We start from the raw sequence: 16,542 nt of genomic DNA, 5'->3' as shown, positions 1-16,542 counted from the left end.
AGATGGAACGCCTAATGCGGTGAAAATCGCACGTTGGGTGTGGAGCAGGGGAAAAGATGGAGATTACATCAAAGTCTTACCTATTGCTATTAAACTCAAAAAATCAGCTCCTATTTTATTGCTTCTTTGGTGTCGAATTTAAAAAGATCATTCAGTCTATGACTTTAAAATAAAGTTTGGATAAATTCCAAAGTAATTGATAAAGTATTCACTTATTTAAATCTATTTTTTTTCACAAGAAATTGTTGTACAACAATAAACATCATAAGTGCAATGCCGACAAGTATACCACTTATTAAGTCTACATAGTCTATGGAACTTATCCTTATTACTCCTCCCCCTATAACAGTCATAAACCAATTGCTTTTAGCAAAGGAATGTATTTGAAGTCAATTGTTTTACATTTTAGTGTAAATCTATGTGTTTTATATATTCCTTCTTCGTTATCTTCGGGAAAAATATATGGTTTTATTTGATTGTTTAACCTATACAATAAGGATTTATTGAAAGTTCTTTAGTTTCAGTTTAGTGTTTTTACCCCTGTCAAAATCATTTGCATCCATCACTACAAAAATAACTACCATAGGAGAATGTAAAGCTTCAAATAACGTAATTACCCTTTTATATTAACTTTTTCAGTGTTTCCGTCATCTGAAGATATTTTAGAGGTAATTGTAGAAACACTGGCAGATAAAATATCTAGTTTATGTAAAAGTAGGTCAACTAGATGGGCTAAGGAAAAAGCCATTCAACTTATTGTTCAGGAATAATAAAGTTCTTTAAATGAAAGTACATTTTTTCACAAATACCATAACAGAACCGAAATGGAGCATATAAAGGCTTATTAATTATCACCGTTACAGAAAGTTCTGTAACACAACCTTTTTAGGTGTGATTTTGCATACCAAAAGTTTTCTAATTTTATTAGAAATCCTTCAATAACAACAAAAAGAAGGACAACCAAATCGTTGCGATTTGATGTCCCTTTTCTTATGATAATTTATATTTTGTACTCGAAAACGGAATCTGTTACTCTGAGTGATTTTTTTAATCGCGCATTGCTCCTGCCTCTCGTGAAGTCATTGCACCTTGACCTGAGCTTACATCTTTTTGAATTTCTTGTTTTACTTTTTGTGCATCAGTTCCGGAAAATTCTGGTTTCGCAATAGAACCCAAATTCTCTTTAGCTTGTTGACCCTGTTGCATACAAGTCCTCCTCAGATTATTGTTTAACAATCTTATTATTTACAAATACACTAGGTTTATCCTCAGGATTTGAACGAATATCACATATAATTCGTTCAGAAAAAAGGTTGATTATGAGATATCGATAAAATAACGTTTGTAATTATTAGTTAATATTTATGTTCATTAACCGATATTAATAAGGATAATAAAATACAGAGGGGATGTTCCAAAATGGAAATTAAAAACATGACAGAAAAAGGCGGATACATAATTGACGTAAATAACATCAAAAAGTTAATGAATATTGATGTAAAGGGTGTTTTTACACCAGAACAAGCAGTTCAATTTCACACAGATTATCAAAAACAAGTTAATTCCATATCAGCTAAAGATTATACATTAGATATAGATTGCACTGATATGCAGGTAATAAAGCAAGATATGATTCCTCTATTAACTAAGTCTTACGAACTATATAAGACTTCTGGATTCGGGAAAATTGAATTTAAAATAATTAAAAATCCAATAATAAAAATGCAATTAAACAGAATCGCTAAAAATATTGATTTACCAAACTATGAGATTATCGAACTATAATTACATATAAAGGCCCTGATCTTCCCATGGGGTCTTTTCGTTTTTAAAAAGAAGGATAATGATTTAAAAAACACATTTCTTGAACATATTATAGATTTTCATCATAGAAAAGAGGTTAAAAATACAAAATGACAAGTATTAAAATAAAAGAAGTAGAAATTTATCATCCGGAAAATGTTGTGAACAACGATCATTACATCCAACACTTTAAAGAAAAAGGTAAAGACATCACGGAATTTTTAGAAGTAATGGGAAAAAAGGAACGCTATATTATTGATAACGATACGGAAAATGGATTGACAATGGGCATTGAATCTGCCAAACGTGTACTTAAAAAAGCGAATATGAGCGGAAAAGATATTGACTACATTGTATTTTCAACACAAGTTCCTGAAATGACTTTCCCTACGAACGCATTATATGTTCACGATGCGATTGGAGCAAAAGAAAATACTATCTCTATTGATAGCAACGGAAACTGTGCTGGTATGACCATTGCTGTAGAGCAAGCATGTCGATACATGTTATCAAATGATGATATAAGTACCGCATTAGTGGTAGGATCAGATTATTTATCACTGGTAGCCAATCCAGAAGAAGAAATTACATATGCTCTATACGGAGATGCTGCATGTGCAGTAATATTAGAAAAGACAGAAGAAGATACAGGATTTATTGATGCAAAATATCATGTTTTTACAAAAAATATAGATAAAATTATTTTTCCAGAAAATGGGCTAACAAAAACTCTTAGAGGAAGTTCCGATTCTAAGTTCGTTCATTTTGAACTATTTGATGCAAGCTTTGGCACACCTATCACTTGTGATTTAATTCATGATCTATTATCTAAACATCAATTAGAGATTTCAGATATTAGTGCGTTCTGTCTTTCTCAATTTACCTTGAACGATAAAATTAAAATCCAAGAACACTTTGGCATTGAAGAGAATAAAGTCATCTATATTGGTGATCGTTTTGCTTATACAGGTACAAGTAGCCCATTTATTGCTTTTTATCAAGGAATAAAAGACGGACGCATAAAACGCGGAGATCATGTTCTATTCTGGACTGTAGGTGCTGGACATCAATTTATTGCAATGTTATTTAAATATTAGTAAATACCTAAAACAAAAAATTTGTTCAATGATGCCATTAAAGAAATTGTAGAAGGAACTGAAAATCACAAGGTTCTCTTTATCGAACAGTCCATCAAAAAAAACTTGAAGAAACACAGAGGTGAAAAATCTCTGTGTTTTCAAAATACACTTAATGGAAAGTTATTTTGCACTTCCCGGTACGGTTGCTCCTTCTTTCCCGATATGCGATGGTTTTCTATTAACAAAAGCAATGCTTATAAATATAAGAAGTAATCCTACTATTAGATTCATCGTGACTTTCTCATGTAAAAATATAATACTCACTATATTTGAAATAACCGGAATCATAAATGTATAAGCTCCTACTTTACTTGCTTCTCCAGAGCCAATCAATATAAAATAAGTTAGCCATCCGAAAGCTATAACAAAAATTGCGATGAATAATAGATTGCAAATAAATGTAGGATTCCAAATGATATTTGACCAACTTTCCATGATAGAACCTGACCCTATTAAGAATAGCCCACCTATTATAAGTTGAAGTGAAACCGTCCAAAATGAATCTACTGCACCACTTGTTTTCTTCATATACAACGTACCAAAAGTCCAAGCAAAGGCAGTACCTAAAGCTAGTATGATACCAAGTATGGAAGCATGGCTCGTTATACCCGCTATACTAATGATAGCAACACCTAAAAACCCTAATATTAAACCAATTACTTTTAATGTAAACATTGATTCACCTAACCACATACAAGAGAAAATACCGAGTAAAACTGGTTGAAGAAAGACAATTGCTGAAAATAACCCTGCTGGCATATACTTAAGTCCGAAGGTCATTAAACCATAATATAAAACAATATTTAACACAGCAGAAATAAAATAAATATGCCAAGTTTGCTGAAAATGTAACTGTTTATATCGCGGAAGGGCAAACAGAAGTAGTACAAGCCCACCTATAAATGTTCGAATTCCTGCAAATAAAAGCGGTGGCGCATACAACAGCCCAATCTTAGTTAAAGGCCAATTCAATCCCCACATAAAGACAAGAAATATGAGAAGGATCATTGTTTGTTTATTAGCAAAACGCTTCATTTTTATGTCACTCCTTATCACTTTGTATGATTAGAAATCACTCTACTATGTTATATTAATTATAGATATAAATAAAATGCATGTTTTTTATAAGGAGCATACCAAAAAGGTTATGACAATTACACAACTAACCATATTTTTAAAAGTTGCTGAAACAGGTAGTTTCACAAAGGCAGGGAAGGTTCTTCATATGACTCAGCCTGCTGTTAGCCGTGCCATCTCTAATCTCGAAGCTGAATTGGACGTGAAACTTATTATTCGTGATCGAAAAAACGGCATTATGCTAACTGATGTTGGCAAGCGTCTGCTTATTCAAATTCGTGAAATTTTGCAAGGATTTGAAAAGATGGAGCAGGAAATAGCTGCTGAAAAAGGACTTGAAATCGGAACCATTCGTATCGGTGCCTTTCCAACTGCATCTGCATTTTTCTTACCAAAAATCCTTCGGGCGATCGAACAAAAGTATCCAAATTTACAGTTTGAGCTTTATGAAGGAATCATGAATCAAGTAGAAGAATGGCTTGTATCCAGAGTTATAGATGTTGGTATTATCAATTCTTCTAATGAAGAATTGGAAATGATTCCATTTTATCAAGATAAGATGATTGCTGTATTACGAGACGATCATCCTTTACAAAAAAAAGCCCATATTCATATCAATGATTTGGATCAAGTCCCTCTTATTATTTGTAAAGGCGGAAATGAATTGCCAATCGTTCATATATTTGAAGAGACAAAAACAACTCTCAAAGTAAAATTTGTTGTGCATAATACAAATGCATTATTAAATATGATACAAGAAGGTTTAGGTGTAGCGATCATTTCAGAATTGTCATTAACAACTCTACCGCCAAATGTACAAATTCGTGACGTACAGCCAAACATTTTGAGAGAAATCAATCTTGCTGTTCCTTCTTTAGGTGATACCTCTTTAGCTGCTCAATTATTTATTGATACAGCGAAAAAGCTTTTTTAACTGTTGCTTATGAATTTTAACTAAACTTATTTACAAAGCAACACTAGAAATTCCGAAAACAGTGCAATAATGAAACAATCTGACTTTGAAATATAATTTCACTTCATTAATATACATAGAATATTGAATGAATTGGATTAGTTGGAACACCGTATGCTGTGAAAACCGCACGTACGGTTAACTAGAAATGCATATTTTCTTATTGAAGGGCAGCTTAGTTGCAAAAAATGGAATAATTTTATAGTAATAAGATACTATATTGGTAGACTTCATATGAAACTGTTAATTTTTTACAAGACGGAGGATGGCAATTTGGAGCAAACAATCTATTTAATTAGACATGGGGAAACAGTTTTAAATACACAAGGGAGATACCAAGGAGAACTTGATTCACCATTAACTGATGACGGAATCGAACAAGTGAAAAATATATCAAGGCTATTAAAACTTGTCATTGATGAGCCTAATGAATGGGAAATTATTTCGAGCCCATTAGGAAGGGCTATACAAAGTACAGAAATTATATGTAAAGTATTTGGATATGATTTTAATAAAGTGACTACTGATAGCCGATTAACAGAGGTTTCAGTAGGTTCTTGGGCGGGCTTAACTACACAAGAAATTGAATCTTCATGGCAAGAATTGCTTGAAAATACCGATAACTACAATTGGTATTTCAATTCTCCAGATGGCGAAAGCTATGATTCAGTTGTGAAGAGAGTATCAGAATGGTTAGGAAGTATAAGGGAGAAAAAGAAAGTCATCGCTGTATCGCACGGACTAACAGGTAGAATAATAAGAGGAGTTTACCGAAATTTAGAAAAAGATCAAGCATTAAGGTTGGAGGTATCTCAAAATACTTTCTTTAAATTGACTAATAATAATATTGAAAGATTTTGTTATGAATACGATGAATTTTGATACTTCGTCAAGAAAATAGGCACAGATTTTTCTACCGCCTTTCGCTTGGTGGCCTTCATAAAAAAGTATAAATTAAATTCGCATTTAAACTTTTTTATGAAGGTAAAATCAATCTGCAGAATTTCTATACAATTGCTCAAATTCATTCGGTGTATAGTATCCTAAGGTTGAATGAGTCTTGTTTATATACTTATATCACTGATCTTTTGTAACTGCATTAACAACTGATAATATTTTTTTAACCGTTCCGTTAAACTCCTCAACTTCTTTCTCAGATAATCCAGTGCTTTCTAGAAGAGATTTAGGTATACAAGTTGCTTTGTCTTTTAGGGCTTTGCCTTCCTCTGTTAAGCGAATAATTACTACACGTTCATCATCCTCAGCACGTTGACGTTTTAAAAGCCCTCTTGTTTCCATTCTTTTTAACATGGGTGTTAGCGTTCCAGAGTCAAGGTCTAACCGTTCTCCTAATGATTTAACCGTCACTTCATTTTGCTCCCATAATACCATTAATACTAAATATTGGGGATAAGTAAGTTCGATTTCATCGAGATATGGTCTATAAAGTCGTAAAATCGCTCTTGAGGCTGCGTATAAAGAAAAACAAAGATGTTTATCTAAAGATAAGTTAGGGAGTTTCGTCATTTTTTGATTCCTCTTTCTATAGCTATTGTGCACAATTTAAATTTACAAAATTATAACGTATGCAATAAATTAATTCAAGATGACCTCTATTTATATTTTACAAAATTAAATTGTTGACAATGTAATTAATCTATTTTAATATAAAGCCAACACAAATTAAGTTGTGCAAAATATAATTTTACAAAATTAAACAAAAAGGAGTTTTGTTTATGTCAGATATATTATTTACATCAAGTGCTTCCGCAGTAGGTGGAAGAGAAGGACGCGTTCAGTCAGAAGATGGGAAAATTAATTTAGATGTTGCGATGCCAGGAACGCCACGTGCAAAGTCAATTCCTACAGCAACTAACCCTGAGCAATTATTCGCTGCAGGCTACTCTGCTTGTTTTGATAGTGCTCTACAAGTTATAGCACGTAAAGAACGTGTTAAATTTGATTCCGAAGTCACTGCTAATGTTAGCTTACTTAAAGATGAGAGTGATAAAGGATTTAAGTTAGGGGTAACGCTTCATGTAAGAGGAATCGGAATCGAACAGGGTGTTCTTGAAGATCTTGTCCATAAAGCACATAGCTTCTGTCCTTATTCAAAAGCAACACGAGGAAATATCGACGTCATACTGGAATGTGAAGCAGTTTAGGTTTTCTTCATTAGGGAATAAGTTCAATCATTTTGAATATGGATTTCTGTGTCTTATAATTGACTTGTCAACTATTGATTAATCATGTGTGGAGGTGTCAAAACGTATGCAAATTTCTCATCAGGAAATGAAACAAATTTTCCTCATGATCAAAAATATTGATATCCATGTAACTCAGCATTTTGAAAAGCGAACAGGCATTAGCTTAACGAGATATGAAATCTTGTTTACATTATTTGAAAAAGGCCGACTTTCTCAAATGGGGTTACAACATGAGTTAAAGATAGATCAAGCTGCAATAACGAGACACTTAAAAATCCTTGAGGAAAAAGGGTTTGTCACTCGTAATCGCAATGAACAAAATAATCGAGAAGTGATAGTGCAAATTACAGAGGCAGGTAAAGATATTTTGGGAAATTGTTATTTAGATAAAAAACGCTTCATGGATGAATTGTTTGGTGGTTTTACAGAGCAAGAGATGAAACAACTGCAAATCTTAGTAAAAAAGCTTAATCGTAACGCAGATATACTGAAATAATTACTCAACAGTACTCGGACTGATTGTAGCAATTGAACATTTTTATATTATCTAATACAACTAGAAAGGGGTATCTTTGATGCCAGTGACACAAACAACACAAACAGCAGTAGAACAAGTAATGCACGCACGTAAATCAGTACGTAACTATAAAGAAGGGGTTGTCATCCCACAAGAAAGGTTAAAATATTTACTGGAACAAGCGATTATTGCACCTTCATCAAGTAATATGCAACCTTGGCGATTCCTTGTAATCCAGGATCAGCAAGTGAAAAAAGAACTGCGTGCGATTGCCAATGATCAGGAGCAAGTAGAGACATCATCAGCGATTATTGCTGTACTCGGTGATCTTAACATGTATGAAAATGCCGAACAAATTTATGATGCCAATTATGAACTAGGTTATATGCCTCGAGAAGTATCTGATTTTATGATTAAAAATTCGCTTGAATTATATAGCAATTTACCAAAGGATGTTTTAAAAAATCTTGTTCATTTTGATGCAGGGCTAGTATCGATGCAAATTATGCTCTTAGCAAAAGATATGGGTTATGACACAGTACCAATGGGTGGGTTTGACAAAGTTAAATTTGCTGAAAAATTTAACCTTCCTCAAAATGAAATACCTATTCTACTAATTGCCATTGGTGAAGCCGCTGCTCCTGCATATGGGTCATCACGTCTGCCATTAGAACAAGTAGCACGTTTTATTTAATTAAGATACAAATAAACGACAACAAAAACATAAGAGTATCCATTAACTATACTAAACTAATACAACAAAGCGTAGAGACAGAAGGTCATCGTACTTTCTGTCTCTTTTTTTACTGTTAATTTACGAAAAAAGGTAATCGACAATAAAAAAGAGAATAATAATATATATATTCTAACTAGTTTTAAAAATAATTAAGAGAATTGGAGTAAAAGGGTATGGAACTATTGGTAGAAAAATTGTCCAAAAGTGATGCGAATGTCTTGTTTGAATTTGAACGCGAGAACAAAGACTTCTTTGAGAAATCAGTACCACCAAGAAGTAATGATTATTACGATTTTAATAAGTTTTTAATTATCTTAGACTCATTAATAGATGAACAAAATAAAGGAGATTCGTATTTTTACTTAATCAAGAATGTGGAAGGTTCAATTCTTGGAAGGATTAATATTGTTGATATTGATCGAACCAACGGTCATGGGTACCTTGGTTATAGAATAGGCTCTTCGTACACTAGAAAGGGGATTGCAAGTCAAGCATTAAATATACTAAAAGAGATGCTTATTCGAGAAAAGTCAATAACACAGTTATCAGCAAAAACAACTACAGATAATGTTGGTTCTCAAAAAGTATTAGAAAAGAATGGCTTTAAAGTTGTTAACCCACATAACCATTCAATAAATGAAATAGATGATGAAAATTATGACTTTATTTATTATCATTGGTCATTAGAGTAATTTAATGTAACTCATCTTTTTTAGGGACTTTAAAAGCATTCAAATTGTAGTTTATCAAATTCCTTGTCTGAACCATATAATTGATATTATTACTTTTCAACAACCAAATGTCACTGAAATCAACAGAGTTTAATATTCAATCTTTCAGGAAGTGAGCAAATGAAAAAAGAAAAGCTAATTAAAAAATATGATAAACAGGTAAAAACGTATGAAAATAATCGTACTAATCAAAAACTTGCAGGATGGAGAAATAAAATAATAAAAAACGCATATGGAAAAGTCTTAGAGGTCGGAGTTGGAGCTGGGGCGAACTTTCCTTACTATGATAGGAATAATGTTGAGGTAACCGGAGTTGATTTTAGTTCGGAGATGATTAAGAGTGCTAAAAGAGCAGCATCAATTTTTCAGGTGAAAGCAGAATTTATACAGGAAGATATTGATGAGTTGGTTGTAGAACACAATTCTTATGATTGTATCGTATCAACCCTATCACTTTGCAGTTATCCTGACCCAATTGCAACATTAAATAAATTTAATAATTGGTGCCGTGAGGATGGGATTATATTGTTAATGGAACATGGTCTGAGCTCTAATCCATTACTATCCTTTACTCAAAAAATGATTGACCCCCTATATACTAAAATATCTGGGTGTCATTGTAATAGAAAGATCGATAAGATAATTGAAAAATCTAATCTCCAGGTCGATCATATCGAACGTTATTGGTCAGATATCCTCTATTTAATACAGGCAAGACCCTCTAAGTAACAGTGCGATTCTTATTAAACGAACGGTGGGTTTCTAATTAGCAGGAACGCTTTTTTACTTACGTAGCTGTTATGTAGAAAAAACACTGACATAATTTTTTAGATTATTTTAAAATAATAAACAAGTTTAATTACATTTCTGCAGGTACAGGAAGGTATATTGACATACCTCTTGCTTTGCATAAACTATATAAAATGGGATTTAGAAGATTAGGGCTAAGCGGTGGCGGAGCCATAAATGGAGCTTTTTTAAGACAAGGATTAATTGACGAGATTAGCTTTGTTATTTCACCTATAGCAATAGGGGGGAGAAATACTCCTTCCATTTTTGATTGCGAGAGTTTAAAAACTTTGGATGATGTGACCAAACTAGATTTAATTAATATGAAGCAGGTTGGTAAAGGAGCTGTATGGCTTTATTATAAAGTGAGAAAATGATTGATGATGAGTAAGATTTTTCTTCAACTAAGGGTGGCTTGTATCAATTGTTGATAATCGATATGGTGAAGCACAAAAAAACAAGTAATAATGGTGGGCATTATTTAACATGATGGAAAAGCTGATTCCCCTTACACTAAGGAGAACCAGCTTTTTTTGATGAGATTGTATTATATACTATGTTGAACTTTAACATGTAAATCGATTAATTCTTCTTCAACTAACGCCACCCGATAGTTTAGTACCAATAGCATTTTAGATTATTGGTATTGAAAAAAATCAGTAAGCCTGTTTCTTTACTTTAACAGTGAGTAAACATCCGTATCATATGATATATCATTTTGATACATATACTTTTTTAGCGTACCTTCCTTTGTAAACCCTAATTTTATTAATAACTGACTCGAAGCTATATTTTCAACAAAAACAACTGCACCTATACGCTCTAATCCAAGTTCTTGAAACCCATAAGAAATCACTTTATCAACAGCTTCACTAGCGTATCCATTACCCCATTTTTCTGGGAAAAGTGCATAGCTTATGTTCGCTCTTTTATGCTCAAGTGACCACTCTTGCAAACCAATAGTGCCAATCATTATGCCTGTTTCTTTTAGTTCAATGCCCCATTTCACTCCATTTTTTTCTTTGAATTGTCCTGCGAAATTTTTAATGATTTGTTTTACCTGCTCTATACTTGTTAGAGGTTTCTGACCGTAATAACGTAATACATCATCATTCGAAAAGCACTTTAATATATCTTGAGCATCATTTTCAACTAATTCCCTTAACACTAATCGTTCCGTTTCAAGCATAGGAAACATTCTACCACCCCTTAAATAAGCATTGAAATACATTAATTTTATGTATATATCCTTACATAAGATTTCATATTCTTTTTGAATTGCTTCGTTAGCTTAATAACTTCAACAAAAAAAGCGTTAATCCTTCTTAATTAACGCTACCCTTTAAGTACATTTGTTGACAAACTGTTTGGTTCCCAAAATCAAAGAAGTAATTGGGATGCCAAAATAACAGAAACACTCTTTGTTACAGTTAATGGTCCCATAAGGTTTATACCGAACAGAATAAAGGATAATAAAAAAATATAATATAAACTTTCTATTTAAATCCCATTCTATACTTCACGCATTGATCCTAATACGATGTTATATCCATCGGGATCTTTTATACAGGTATTTTTAAACTCCAAGTTACCGTGTGTACCTGTAAAAGGATCCACTTCAGGCCTTGTACCAAAACAGAATGAAAGTGCAGGTAAGAGGAAATCGGTCAAGACCAAAAAAGGAAACAAGTATTTAAGTTCTGCATTAACGGAAACAGCTCATTCATTTCGTTAGGACCAATCAACGCCACTCCAAGAGGATTGTAACTTCCGCAACAGAACAATTTGGCCGAGATGATACGTATCGTGCATCATGATATTGCTGAGTAAACGCTCAATAGAGTAACTGTTAGGTGCATACGGAGCTGATAACTTTTCATCGTCAAGGTCTGCTATGACCGTTTTTAATTTATTCACGACTTCATAAAGGCGCTGCACTGTCTGGGCCCACCCAATTTCGTCTTCTGGATCCTCCGGATTTCCAAAGGTTTCATCATTGTCTTCTGCTTTATGCGGATTCTCTGTGCCCTTAATTCGATGGATCACGTCTTCATTCCAAAATATCAAGTGGTTGACAATCTGCCAAACCGAATTGCTGATCTCCGAACTTGTCCATGCTGCCTCAGCTGCGGTGACTCCATGAAGCGCCTGATCCATGGATGCAAACCACTCATTATTATAACAATGCATGTCGAGTTGTTCTAAAAACATTTTGGCTACAACTTGCATAATACCAATCTCCTCAATGTTTAGTGTAATCTTTCAAGGTTAAAAGATATGAAAAATCCGAATATAGTATAAATTAATCGTTCCTAAAAAGGTATAAACCAGAACCAAGTGTGTCCCTTCCATTTTGGAGATCATTTCTCTCCAACTTCTAATTCTCACCACCATTGCAGGGTAATCCTAATCTTCCGGGTGACGATAACAATAATCCTCAATCGATTTCGAAAACAGCCATTCATACGCATCAAAATCATCTTCATTTGCTACTGTCGACCATATAACGAAAAGATGTTCTCAGTCAAATCCTCCAATCATTTATTTTGAAAATACAACAAAACCAAGCTCACTATAATTTATTCGACTCATCCAGTTTTAATTCCTTAGGTTTCCCCATTTTCTTCCTATCACCATTAGTGATAATCCTTCGATTGCAAAAGATATTGTTTATCACCCTTATCAACAGTTAATTTGTATTTCATGTCAGACATTATAAGGGAAAAATCCCAAAGGATAGGTGAGCAGTAGAAAATACTCTCACTCTATCCTTATTTGTTCTACAAATAACCTCAAATATAAATCTAACATCCTTATGTAGGATTTACACATCATTTAGAATTGCATTAACAGTATAACGAGCGTTTTCACTTAATTTTTTATCAAGGCTATTGTAAGTAATTAATGCCTTCCATAATGCCCAACCTTTAGCACGATTCCAGGTACCTTCATCTAAATTCATACTTTTAATAAATACTTCTCGACTATCTTTATCAAAAAATGTCCATGCCATTGCTAGATCACAAGAAGGATCTCCTGTACCTAAGATTCCAAAATCAATAACACCTGCCAGATGTCCATTTTGAACCAATAAGTTTCCTGGAGCTATATCTCCATGTACCCATACAAGCTCACTTTCCCATTTACTTAAGAGAGCTTGCTGCCAAATCAACTGACACTTTTCTATATTAATTTTTCCTTCAAGTTTAATTAAAGCTTCCTTTGTTTCAGAGTCATAGACACTTAAATCTCCACCCCTATAAAAATTATGAGGACCAGCGATTGGTCCATTTGAGGCATTAATTCTTTCAAATTCTAATAAAAATTTCGCTAATTCTTCCGCAAATAAAGATAAATTAACATTATTTTTATTAACTGTATCCCCTGATAACCATTTATTAACAGACCACTCGAAAGGATATTCCGTAGTTGGATGCCCTTTTGCCATAGGTTCAGTAATAGGAAGAGTTAAGTTCTTTGCTAATATGGGTAACCATTTTGCTTCTTTTTGAACTTGTGGTTCATATGCTTTTCCACTAGGCAATCGTACAGTCATTTTTTCACCCAAATGAAATGTACGATTATCATGCCCGCTGTTTTTGACTGGCTCAATTTTTAAATCTTTCCATTGAGGAAATTGTTCTGAAATTAAATTCTCGACTAACTCTACACTTATATTCATAAGTCCTCCAAACTAATTGTATTAGTTACCATTATAAAAGTTTGCGGGTTTTACCCCAGCCATATCCCACTGTAAACCCTCAAACACCTCCAAGGGGTCAACATGAGCATTTTCCCCATGTAACGCGTTTTCAAAGATATAAGATGACATAAGCATTCCCTCACTTTTACAAAATTGAACAAATTTTACTCACTCAACAAAATGACCAATTTTTTCGACCTTTCCACTGTTTCTATGGCCTCTTGTGCTTATTTGTACTTTTGCTAGGCGATGAAAGAAAAGTAAAACAATGAACGCAATAGATATTATCGTTCCGGTCACGTTCCCTCCACATTCTGTCATTTCCTTTATTATATTATTTGTTTGTATATCAATTTATGTGTATCTATTTTCTTAATGCTAAACTGCCACGTTAGTCGAATAACAAAAAAATGCTGTCAAAATGGCAATTGAGCGTATTGTATTTAAGTGAATTCTTTAAGACCCGATGAGATCCGTATCTGGGGGGATATATCCTAGTTGTCTGCCTATTTTTACAATTTGTCCTTTATGGTGAAATTCGTGTGTGATGGTATGCGTAAAAAGCCATAATGAAGATATCTTCGCAATTCCACCCTCCTCAAAGTATACTTGAACGGTGTTATCCCATTTACCTATAAATTCATTCAGAAATTCTTGAACAAGGTCATCAGTTTTCCTAAAAACTTCACGCATCTCCTGAACACTGTTAATGGAATCTGGTGATATTTTGGGAAGTGATTTACCAAGAGCTCGACTCCCCAACCATACCCGATAACAATCGGCAACATGGGCATGCAGACTGCGAATAGAATCTCCTCCAAAGGTTTCAAGTTCTTTAACATAATCTGATGGAGATACGGTTTCGCAATAACTAAATAATGATTCCCTGGTGCGTCGTATCCACTCAAACTGGTTAACGAATACATCCATCTTCTTGCTCTCCTTTTAAAATTTCTTAATCGGTAATTCTTGATTTATTTAGGTGTGTTTTTTACAATCTATTTTCTTTTACATAATTCTGTCTTAAACACTATATTTCCTGCTTTAATATTAAAATGTGAGTAATAAGTCCGTTCACCCAGTTTGCACTACAAGTAAAATAATAGTTTTTCAGAACATGTTAGGACATAACTTAATTGTCAAATTCCACTGGTACGCATATTTCGCAATAATGGTTATTAACCATATCAACAGTGTATCTTTCCATAATGGGTTTGTTATCAATTTGATATCCGTTGCTTTGTAGAGATGGAAAAATATCAGTATATGCTTTTTGAATATCTTCTGCTGTATGTTTGACTTTGAAAATAGCATATTTTCCACTAGAGAGTTCAGTTTCACAAATTGAATCATCCAATTGATAATCCTTTGAAATGACAATACATGCATCATATCTGCAGTTTTCAGGAAGTGTTTTTTCAGGGTTATCTTGTGGAATTGCAAGTAAAATTGCCGATTCAAGAAGATTTTTCTCCTTAGCCCATTTTTTTAACTTCTCCATTACTTCAATATTGGCGGGACCATATGGACCAACTCGTCGCATATAAGCGATACGATAGTTTGGTAGTGTTTCGACTTTAAATTTCATGATTTTATTCTTCCTTTCTTCTGTTATTTTTGATTGATACAGTTCGAATGTAGCATGCTTTAAAAATATATACATTATATTTTTAAAAATTTTCCAAAAAAGTTTTAAATAGTAATTTTCCTACTTATAAAAGTATTTTACTTGAAATTTCCCGTTCAATTATTGACAAAAATCTGATAATTATTTTTAATGGTAGGTAGTAATATCACTACTACATAGTAAGGAGTATTATGGAAAATATTTATAAAGAACTTCAAAAATTAGGATTTTCACAGTATGAATGTAAAGCATATGTTGGCTTATTAAGAAATTCACCTGTGACTGGTTATGAAATAAGTAAACGTACTGGTGTGCCACGTTCGATGATTTACGAAGTTTTGGGTAAATTGTTAGATAAGGGAGCCATCTATACAGTACCCTCCGAGCCGGTTAAATACTCACCGGTACCGGCTAAAGAGTTGATTGATCGATTACGGAAAACGTTTGAAACTTCTTTTGACTTTTTGGAAAAAGAATTATCATCTTTAGAAAGTGAACAAGAAACAGATGTTATTTGGAGAATTCGAGGCAATGACCATGTAATAGAAGACATGTTGACGATAATCAACAATTCGAAAGACGAGTTATGGCTTTCTGTTTGGGAGCCTGAAGTGCCTGAAATAAAAGAAGCGGTAGATCGGAAAGTAGCGGAAGGAGTAAATGTATTCACTATCTTGTTTGGATCACCGAATACTCAACTAGGGTTAACTTATCATCATAATTACATGACCCCGGAAATCGTTCAAGAACGAATGGGCGGCCGTCTAAGTGTTGCTGCACGTGATGGTGAAGAAGTGGTGATTGCTAATTTTTCGGATACTGCATCTGCTTGGGCTGTAAAGACAACGGATCCAGCACTTGTGCTTGTTGCGATTGAATACATCAGGCATGACATTATGATAGAGGAAATAACAAAAGAGTTTGGTCCTGATAAATTGGATGCACTTTGGCGGACGAATCATGATCTCATTCATGTGGTAACAGGAAAACGGTTCAAATCAACATGAACCGTATTTTCTTTCATATGTTTATAGTAGTTATAATCATAACATCTAAAAGGGGATGGACATATGAACACGGCATGCGGGGGAACCCATGTTTCAAATATGAATGAAATCGGGGAAATGGCTCTATCAAAAGTAAAAAGCAAGGGGAAGAACAATATGCAGCTGGAAGTCTCGCTGTAACTTCTAGTTGATGTGCTGTAGTATTAAATAGCTTTCTTGTAAGGAGGGGTGAG

22 protein-coding genes and 1 pseudogene are annotated in these 16,542 nt (G+C 33.5%); 14 read left to right on the top strand and 9 right to left on the bottom strand.

Annotation, left to right across the window (positions count from 1 at the left end; translation table 11 throughout):
* Nucleotides 1-349 precede the first annotated feature (349 nt).
* A complete protein-coding gene (locus ACQKP0_RS24625; RefSeq protein ID WP_427408449.1) occupies nucleotides 350-493 on the bottom strand; it encodes a hypothetical protein in 144 nt (47 codons plus the stop codon).
* Between the two features lie 145 nt (nucleotides 494-638).
* Here ACQKP0_RS24625 and ACQKP0_RS24620 point away from each other — a divergent pair, with 145 nt between their 5' ends.
* Nucleotides 639-770, top strand: a complete 132-nt coding sequence (locus tag ACQKP0_RS24620; protein WP_427408448.1) for a hypothetical protein — start codon at nucleotides 639-641, stop codon at nucleotides 768-770.
* A gap of 277 nt (nucleotides 771-1,047) precedes the next feature.
* Here the strand turns inward: ACQKP0_RS24620 and ACQKP0_RS24615 are convergent, their stop codons facing one another.
* Nucleotides 1,048-1,206 (bottom strand): hypothetical protein, encoded by a 159-nt coding sequence (locus tag ACQKP0_RS24615; protein ID WP_427408447.1) that lies wholly within the window; start codon nucleotides 1,204-1,206, stop codon nucleotides 1,048-1,050.
* A 213-nt stretch (nucleotides 1,207-1,419) separates the two neighbouring features.
* Between ACQKP0_RS24615 and ACQKP0_RS24610 the strand changes: the two genes are divergently transcribed.
* Together ACQKP0_RS24610 and ACQKP0_RS24605 are read left to right on the top strand one after the other, a co-directional pair.
* Complete coding sequence (locus ACQKP0_RS24610) at nucleotides 1,420-1,785, top strand: hypothetical protein (protein ID WP_427408446.1); 366 nt, start codon at nucleotides 1,420-1,422, stop codon at nucleotides 1,783-1,785.
* A 128-nt stretch (nucleotides 1,786-1,913) separates the two neighbouring features.
* Nucleotides 1,914-2,900, top strand: coding sequence for a 3-oxoacyl-[acyl-carrier-protein] synthase III C-terminal domain-containing protein (locus tag ACQKP0_RS24605; RefSeq protein WP_427408445.1), 987 nt, complete (start codon nucleotides 1,914-1,916; stop codon nucleotides 2,898-2,900).
* 162 nt (nucleotides 2,901-3,062) lie between these two features.
* Here ACQKP0_RS24605 and ACQKP0_RS24600 read toward each other — a convergent pair whose 3' ends face one another.
* The gene (locus tag ACQKP0_RS24600; RefSeq protein WP_427408444.1) at nucleotides 3,063-3,977 is read right to left on the bottom strand and encodes a DMT family transporter; all 915 of its coding nucleotides are present in this window, start codon (nucleotides 3,975-3,977) and stop codon (nucleotides 3,063-3,065) included.
* A 112-nt stretch (nucleotides 3,978-4,089) separates the two neighbouring features.
* Here ACQKP0_RS24600 and ACQKP0_RS24595 point away from each other — a divergent pair, with 112 nt between their 5' ends.
* Together ACQKP0_RS24595 and ACQKP0_RS24590 are read left to right on the top strand one after the other, a co-directional pair.
* Entirely contained in the window at nucleotides 4,090-4,953 is an 864-nt protein-coding gene (locus tag ACQKP0_RS24595; RefSeq protein WP_427408443.1) for a LysR family transcriptional regulator, read from the top strand.
* Nucleotides 4,954-5,265: 312 nt separating this feature from the next.
* On the top strand, nucleotides 5,266-5,874 hold the full coding sequence (locus ACQKP0_RS24590; RefSeq protein ID WP_427408442.1) for a histidine phosphatase family protein: 609 nt from the start codon (nucleotides 5,266-5,268) through the stop codon (nucleotides 5,872-5,874).
* Between the two features lie 195 nt (nucleotides 5,875-6,069).
* On the opposite strand, the gene ACQKP0_RS24585 is transcribed toward ACQKP0_RS24590, so the two are convergent.
* Complete coding sequence (locus ACQKP0_RS24585) at nucleotides 6,070-6,519, bottom strand: MarR family winged helix-turn-helix transcriptional regulator (RefSeq protein ID WP_427408441.1); 450 nt, start codon at nucleotides 6,517-6,519, stop codon at nucleotides 6,070-6,072.
* 209 nt (nucleotides 6,520-6,728) lie between these two features.
* On the opposite strand from ACQKP0_RS24585, the gene ACQKP0_RS24580 reads away from it, so the two are divergent.
* The 6 genes from ACQKP0_RS24580 (at nucleotide 6,729) to ACQKP0_RS24555 (ending at nucleotide 10,349) form a co-directional block, all read left to right on the top strand.
* Nucleotides 6,729-7,157 carry an organic hydroperoxide resistance protein gene (locus ACQKP0_RS24580; RefSeq protein ID WP_427408440.1) on the top strand — a complete coding sequence of 143 codons (429 nt, stop codon included), beginning with the start codon at nucleotides 6,729-6,731 and terminating at the stop codon, nucleotides 7,155-7,157.
* Between the two features lie 106 nt (nucleotides 7,158-7,263).
* On the top strand, nucleotides 7,264-7,695 hold the full coding sequence (locus tag ACQKP0_RS24575) for a MarR family winged helix-turn-helix transcriptional regulator (protein WP_427408439.1): 432 nt from the start codon (nucleotides 7,264-7,266) through the stop codon (nucleotides 7,693-7,695).
* Nucleotides 7,696-7,774: 79 nt separating this feature from the next.
* Nucleotides 7,775-8,410: a nitroreductase family protein gene (locus tag ACQKP0_RS24570; protein ID WP_427408438.1), complete on the top strand. Its 636-nt coding sequence runs from the start codon at nucleotides 7,775-7,777 to the stop codon at nucleotides 8,408-8,410.
* Nucleotides 8,411-8,625: 215 nt separating this feature from the next.
* Nucleotides 8,626-9,144, top strand: coding sequence for a GNAT family N-acetyltransferase (locus ACQKP0_RS24565; protein ID WP_427408437.1), 519 nt, complete (start codon nucleotides 8,626-8,628; stop codon nucleotides 9,142-9,144).
* A 159-nt stretch (nucleotides 9,145-9,303) separates the two neighbouring features.
* On the top strand, nucleotides 9,304-9,912 hold the full coding sequence (locus ACQKP0_RS24560) for a class I SAM-dependent methyltransferase (protein WP_427408436.1): 609 nt from the start codon (nucleotides 9,304-9,306) through the stop codon (nucleotides 9,910-9,912).
* 113 nt (nucleotides 9,913-10,025) lie between these two features.
* Entirely contained in the window at nucleotides 10,026-10,349 is a 324-nt protein-coding gene (locus tag ACQKP0_RS24555) for a dihydrofolate reductase family protein (RefSeq protein ID WP_427408453.1), read from the top strand.
* Nucleotides 10,350-10,645: 296 nt separating this feature from the next.
* Here the strand turns inward: ACQKP0_RS24555 and ACQKP0_RS24550 are convergent, their stop codons facing one another.
* A complete protein-coding gene (locus tag ACQKP0_RS24550) occupies nucleotides 10,646-11,170 on the bottom strand; it encodes a GNAT family N-acetyltransferase (RefSeq protein WP_427408435.1) in 525 nt (174 codons plus the stop codon).
* 414 nt (nucleotides 11,171-11,584) lie between these two features.
* Between ACQKP0_RS24550 and ACQKP0_RS24545 the strand changes: the two are divergent.
* Nucleotides 11,585-11,704, top strand: a pseudogene (locus tag ACQKP0_RS24545) (transposase); the annotation flags it as partial.
* Here the strand turns inward: ACQKP0_RS24545 and ACQKP0_RS24540 are convergent.
* The 4 genes from ACQKP0_RS24540 to ACQKP0_RS24525 form a co-directional block, all read right to left on the bottom strand.
* Nucleotides 11,704-12,201 carry a DinB family protein gene (locus ACQKP0_RS24540; protein ID WP_427408434.1) on the bottom strand — a complete coding sequence of 166 codons (498 nt, stop codon included), beginning with the start codon at nucleotides 12,199-12,201 and terminating at the stop codon, nucleotides 11,704-11,706. The pseudogene ACQKP0_RS24545 and the gene ACQKP0_RS24540 sit on opposite strands and share 1 nt — an antisense overlap.
* A 595-nt stretch (nucleotides 12,202-12,796) precedes the next feature.
* On the bottom strand, nucleotides 12,797-13,654 hold the full coding sequence (locus tag ACQKP0_RS24535; protein WP_427408433.1) for an aminoglycoside phosphotransferase family protein: 858 nt from the start codon (nucleotides 13,652-13,654) through the stop codon (nucleotides 12,797-12,799).
* Between the two features lie 477 nt (nucleotides 13,655-14,131).
* On the bottom strand, nucleotides 14,132-14,605 hold the full coding sequence (locus tag ACQKP0_RS24530; protein ID WP_427408432.1) for a DinB family protein: 474 nt from the start codon (nucleotides 14,603-14,605) through the stop codon (nucleotides 14,132-14,134).
* 202 nt (nucleotides 14,606-14,807) lie between these two features.
* Entirely contained in the window at nucleotides 14,808-15,263 is a 456-nt protein-coding gene (locus ACQKP0_RS24525) for an AraC family transcriptional regulator (RefSeq protein ID WP_427408431.1), read from the bottom strand.
* Nucleotides 15,264-15,493: 230 nt separating this feature from the next.
* On the opposite strand from ACQKP0_RS24525, the gene ACQKP0_RS24520 reads away from it, so the two are divergent.
* A complete protein-coding gene (locus tag ACQKP0_RS24520; RefSeq protein ID WP_427408430.1) occupies nucleotides 15,494-16,309 on the top strand; it encodes a TrmB family transcriptional regulator in 816 nt (271 codons plus the stop codon).
* 63 nt (nucleotides 16,310-16,372) lie between these two features.
* A complete protein-coding gene (locus tag ACQKP0_RS24515; RefSeq protein WP_427408429.1) occupies nucleotides 16,373-16,489 on the top strand; it encodes a hypothetical protein in 117 nt (38 codons plus the stop codon).
* The last annotated feature ends 53 nt before the right edge of the window (nucleotides 16,490-16,542 follow it).

This window comes from Heyndrickxia sp. NPDC080065 (assembly GCF_050281185.1).
Classification (GTDB): Bacteria; Bacillota; Bacilli; order Bacillales; family Bacillaceae_C; genus Heyndrickxia.
The sequence above is the reverse complement of the archived record's forward strand: the minus strand, read 5'-3'. Positions and strand labels throughout refer to the sequence as shown.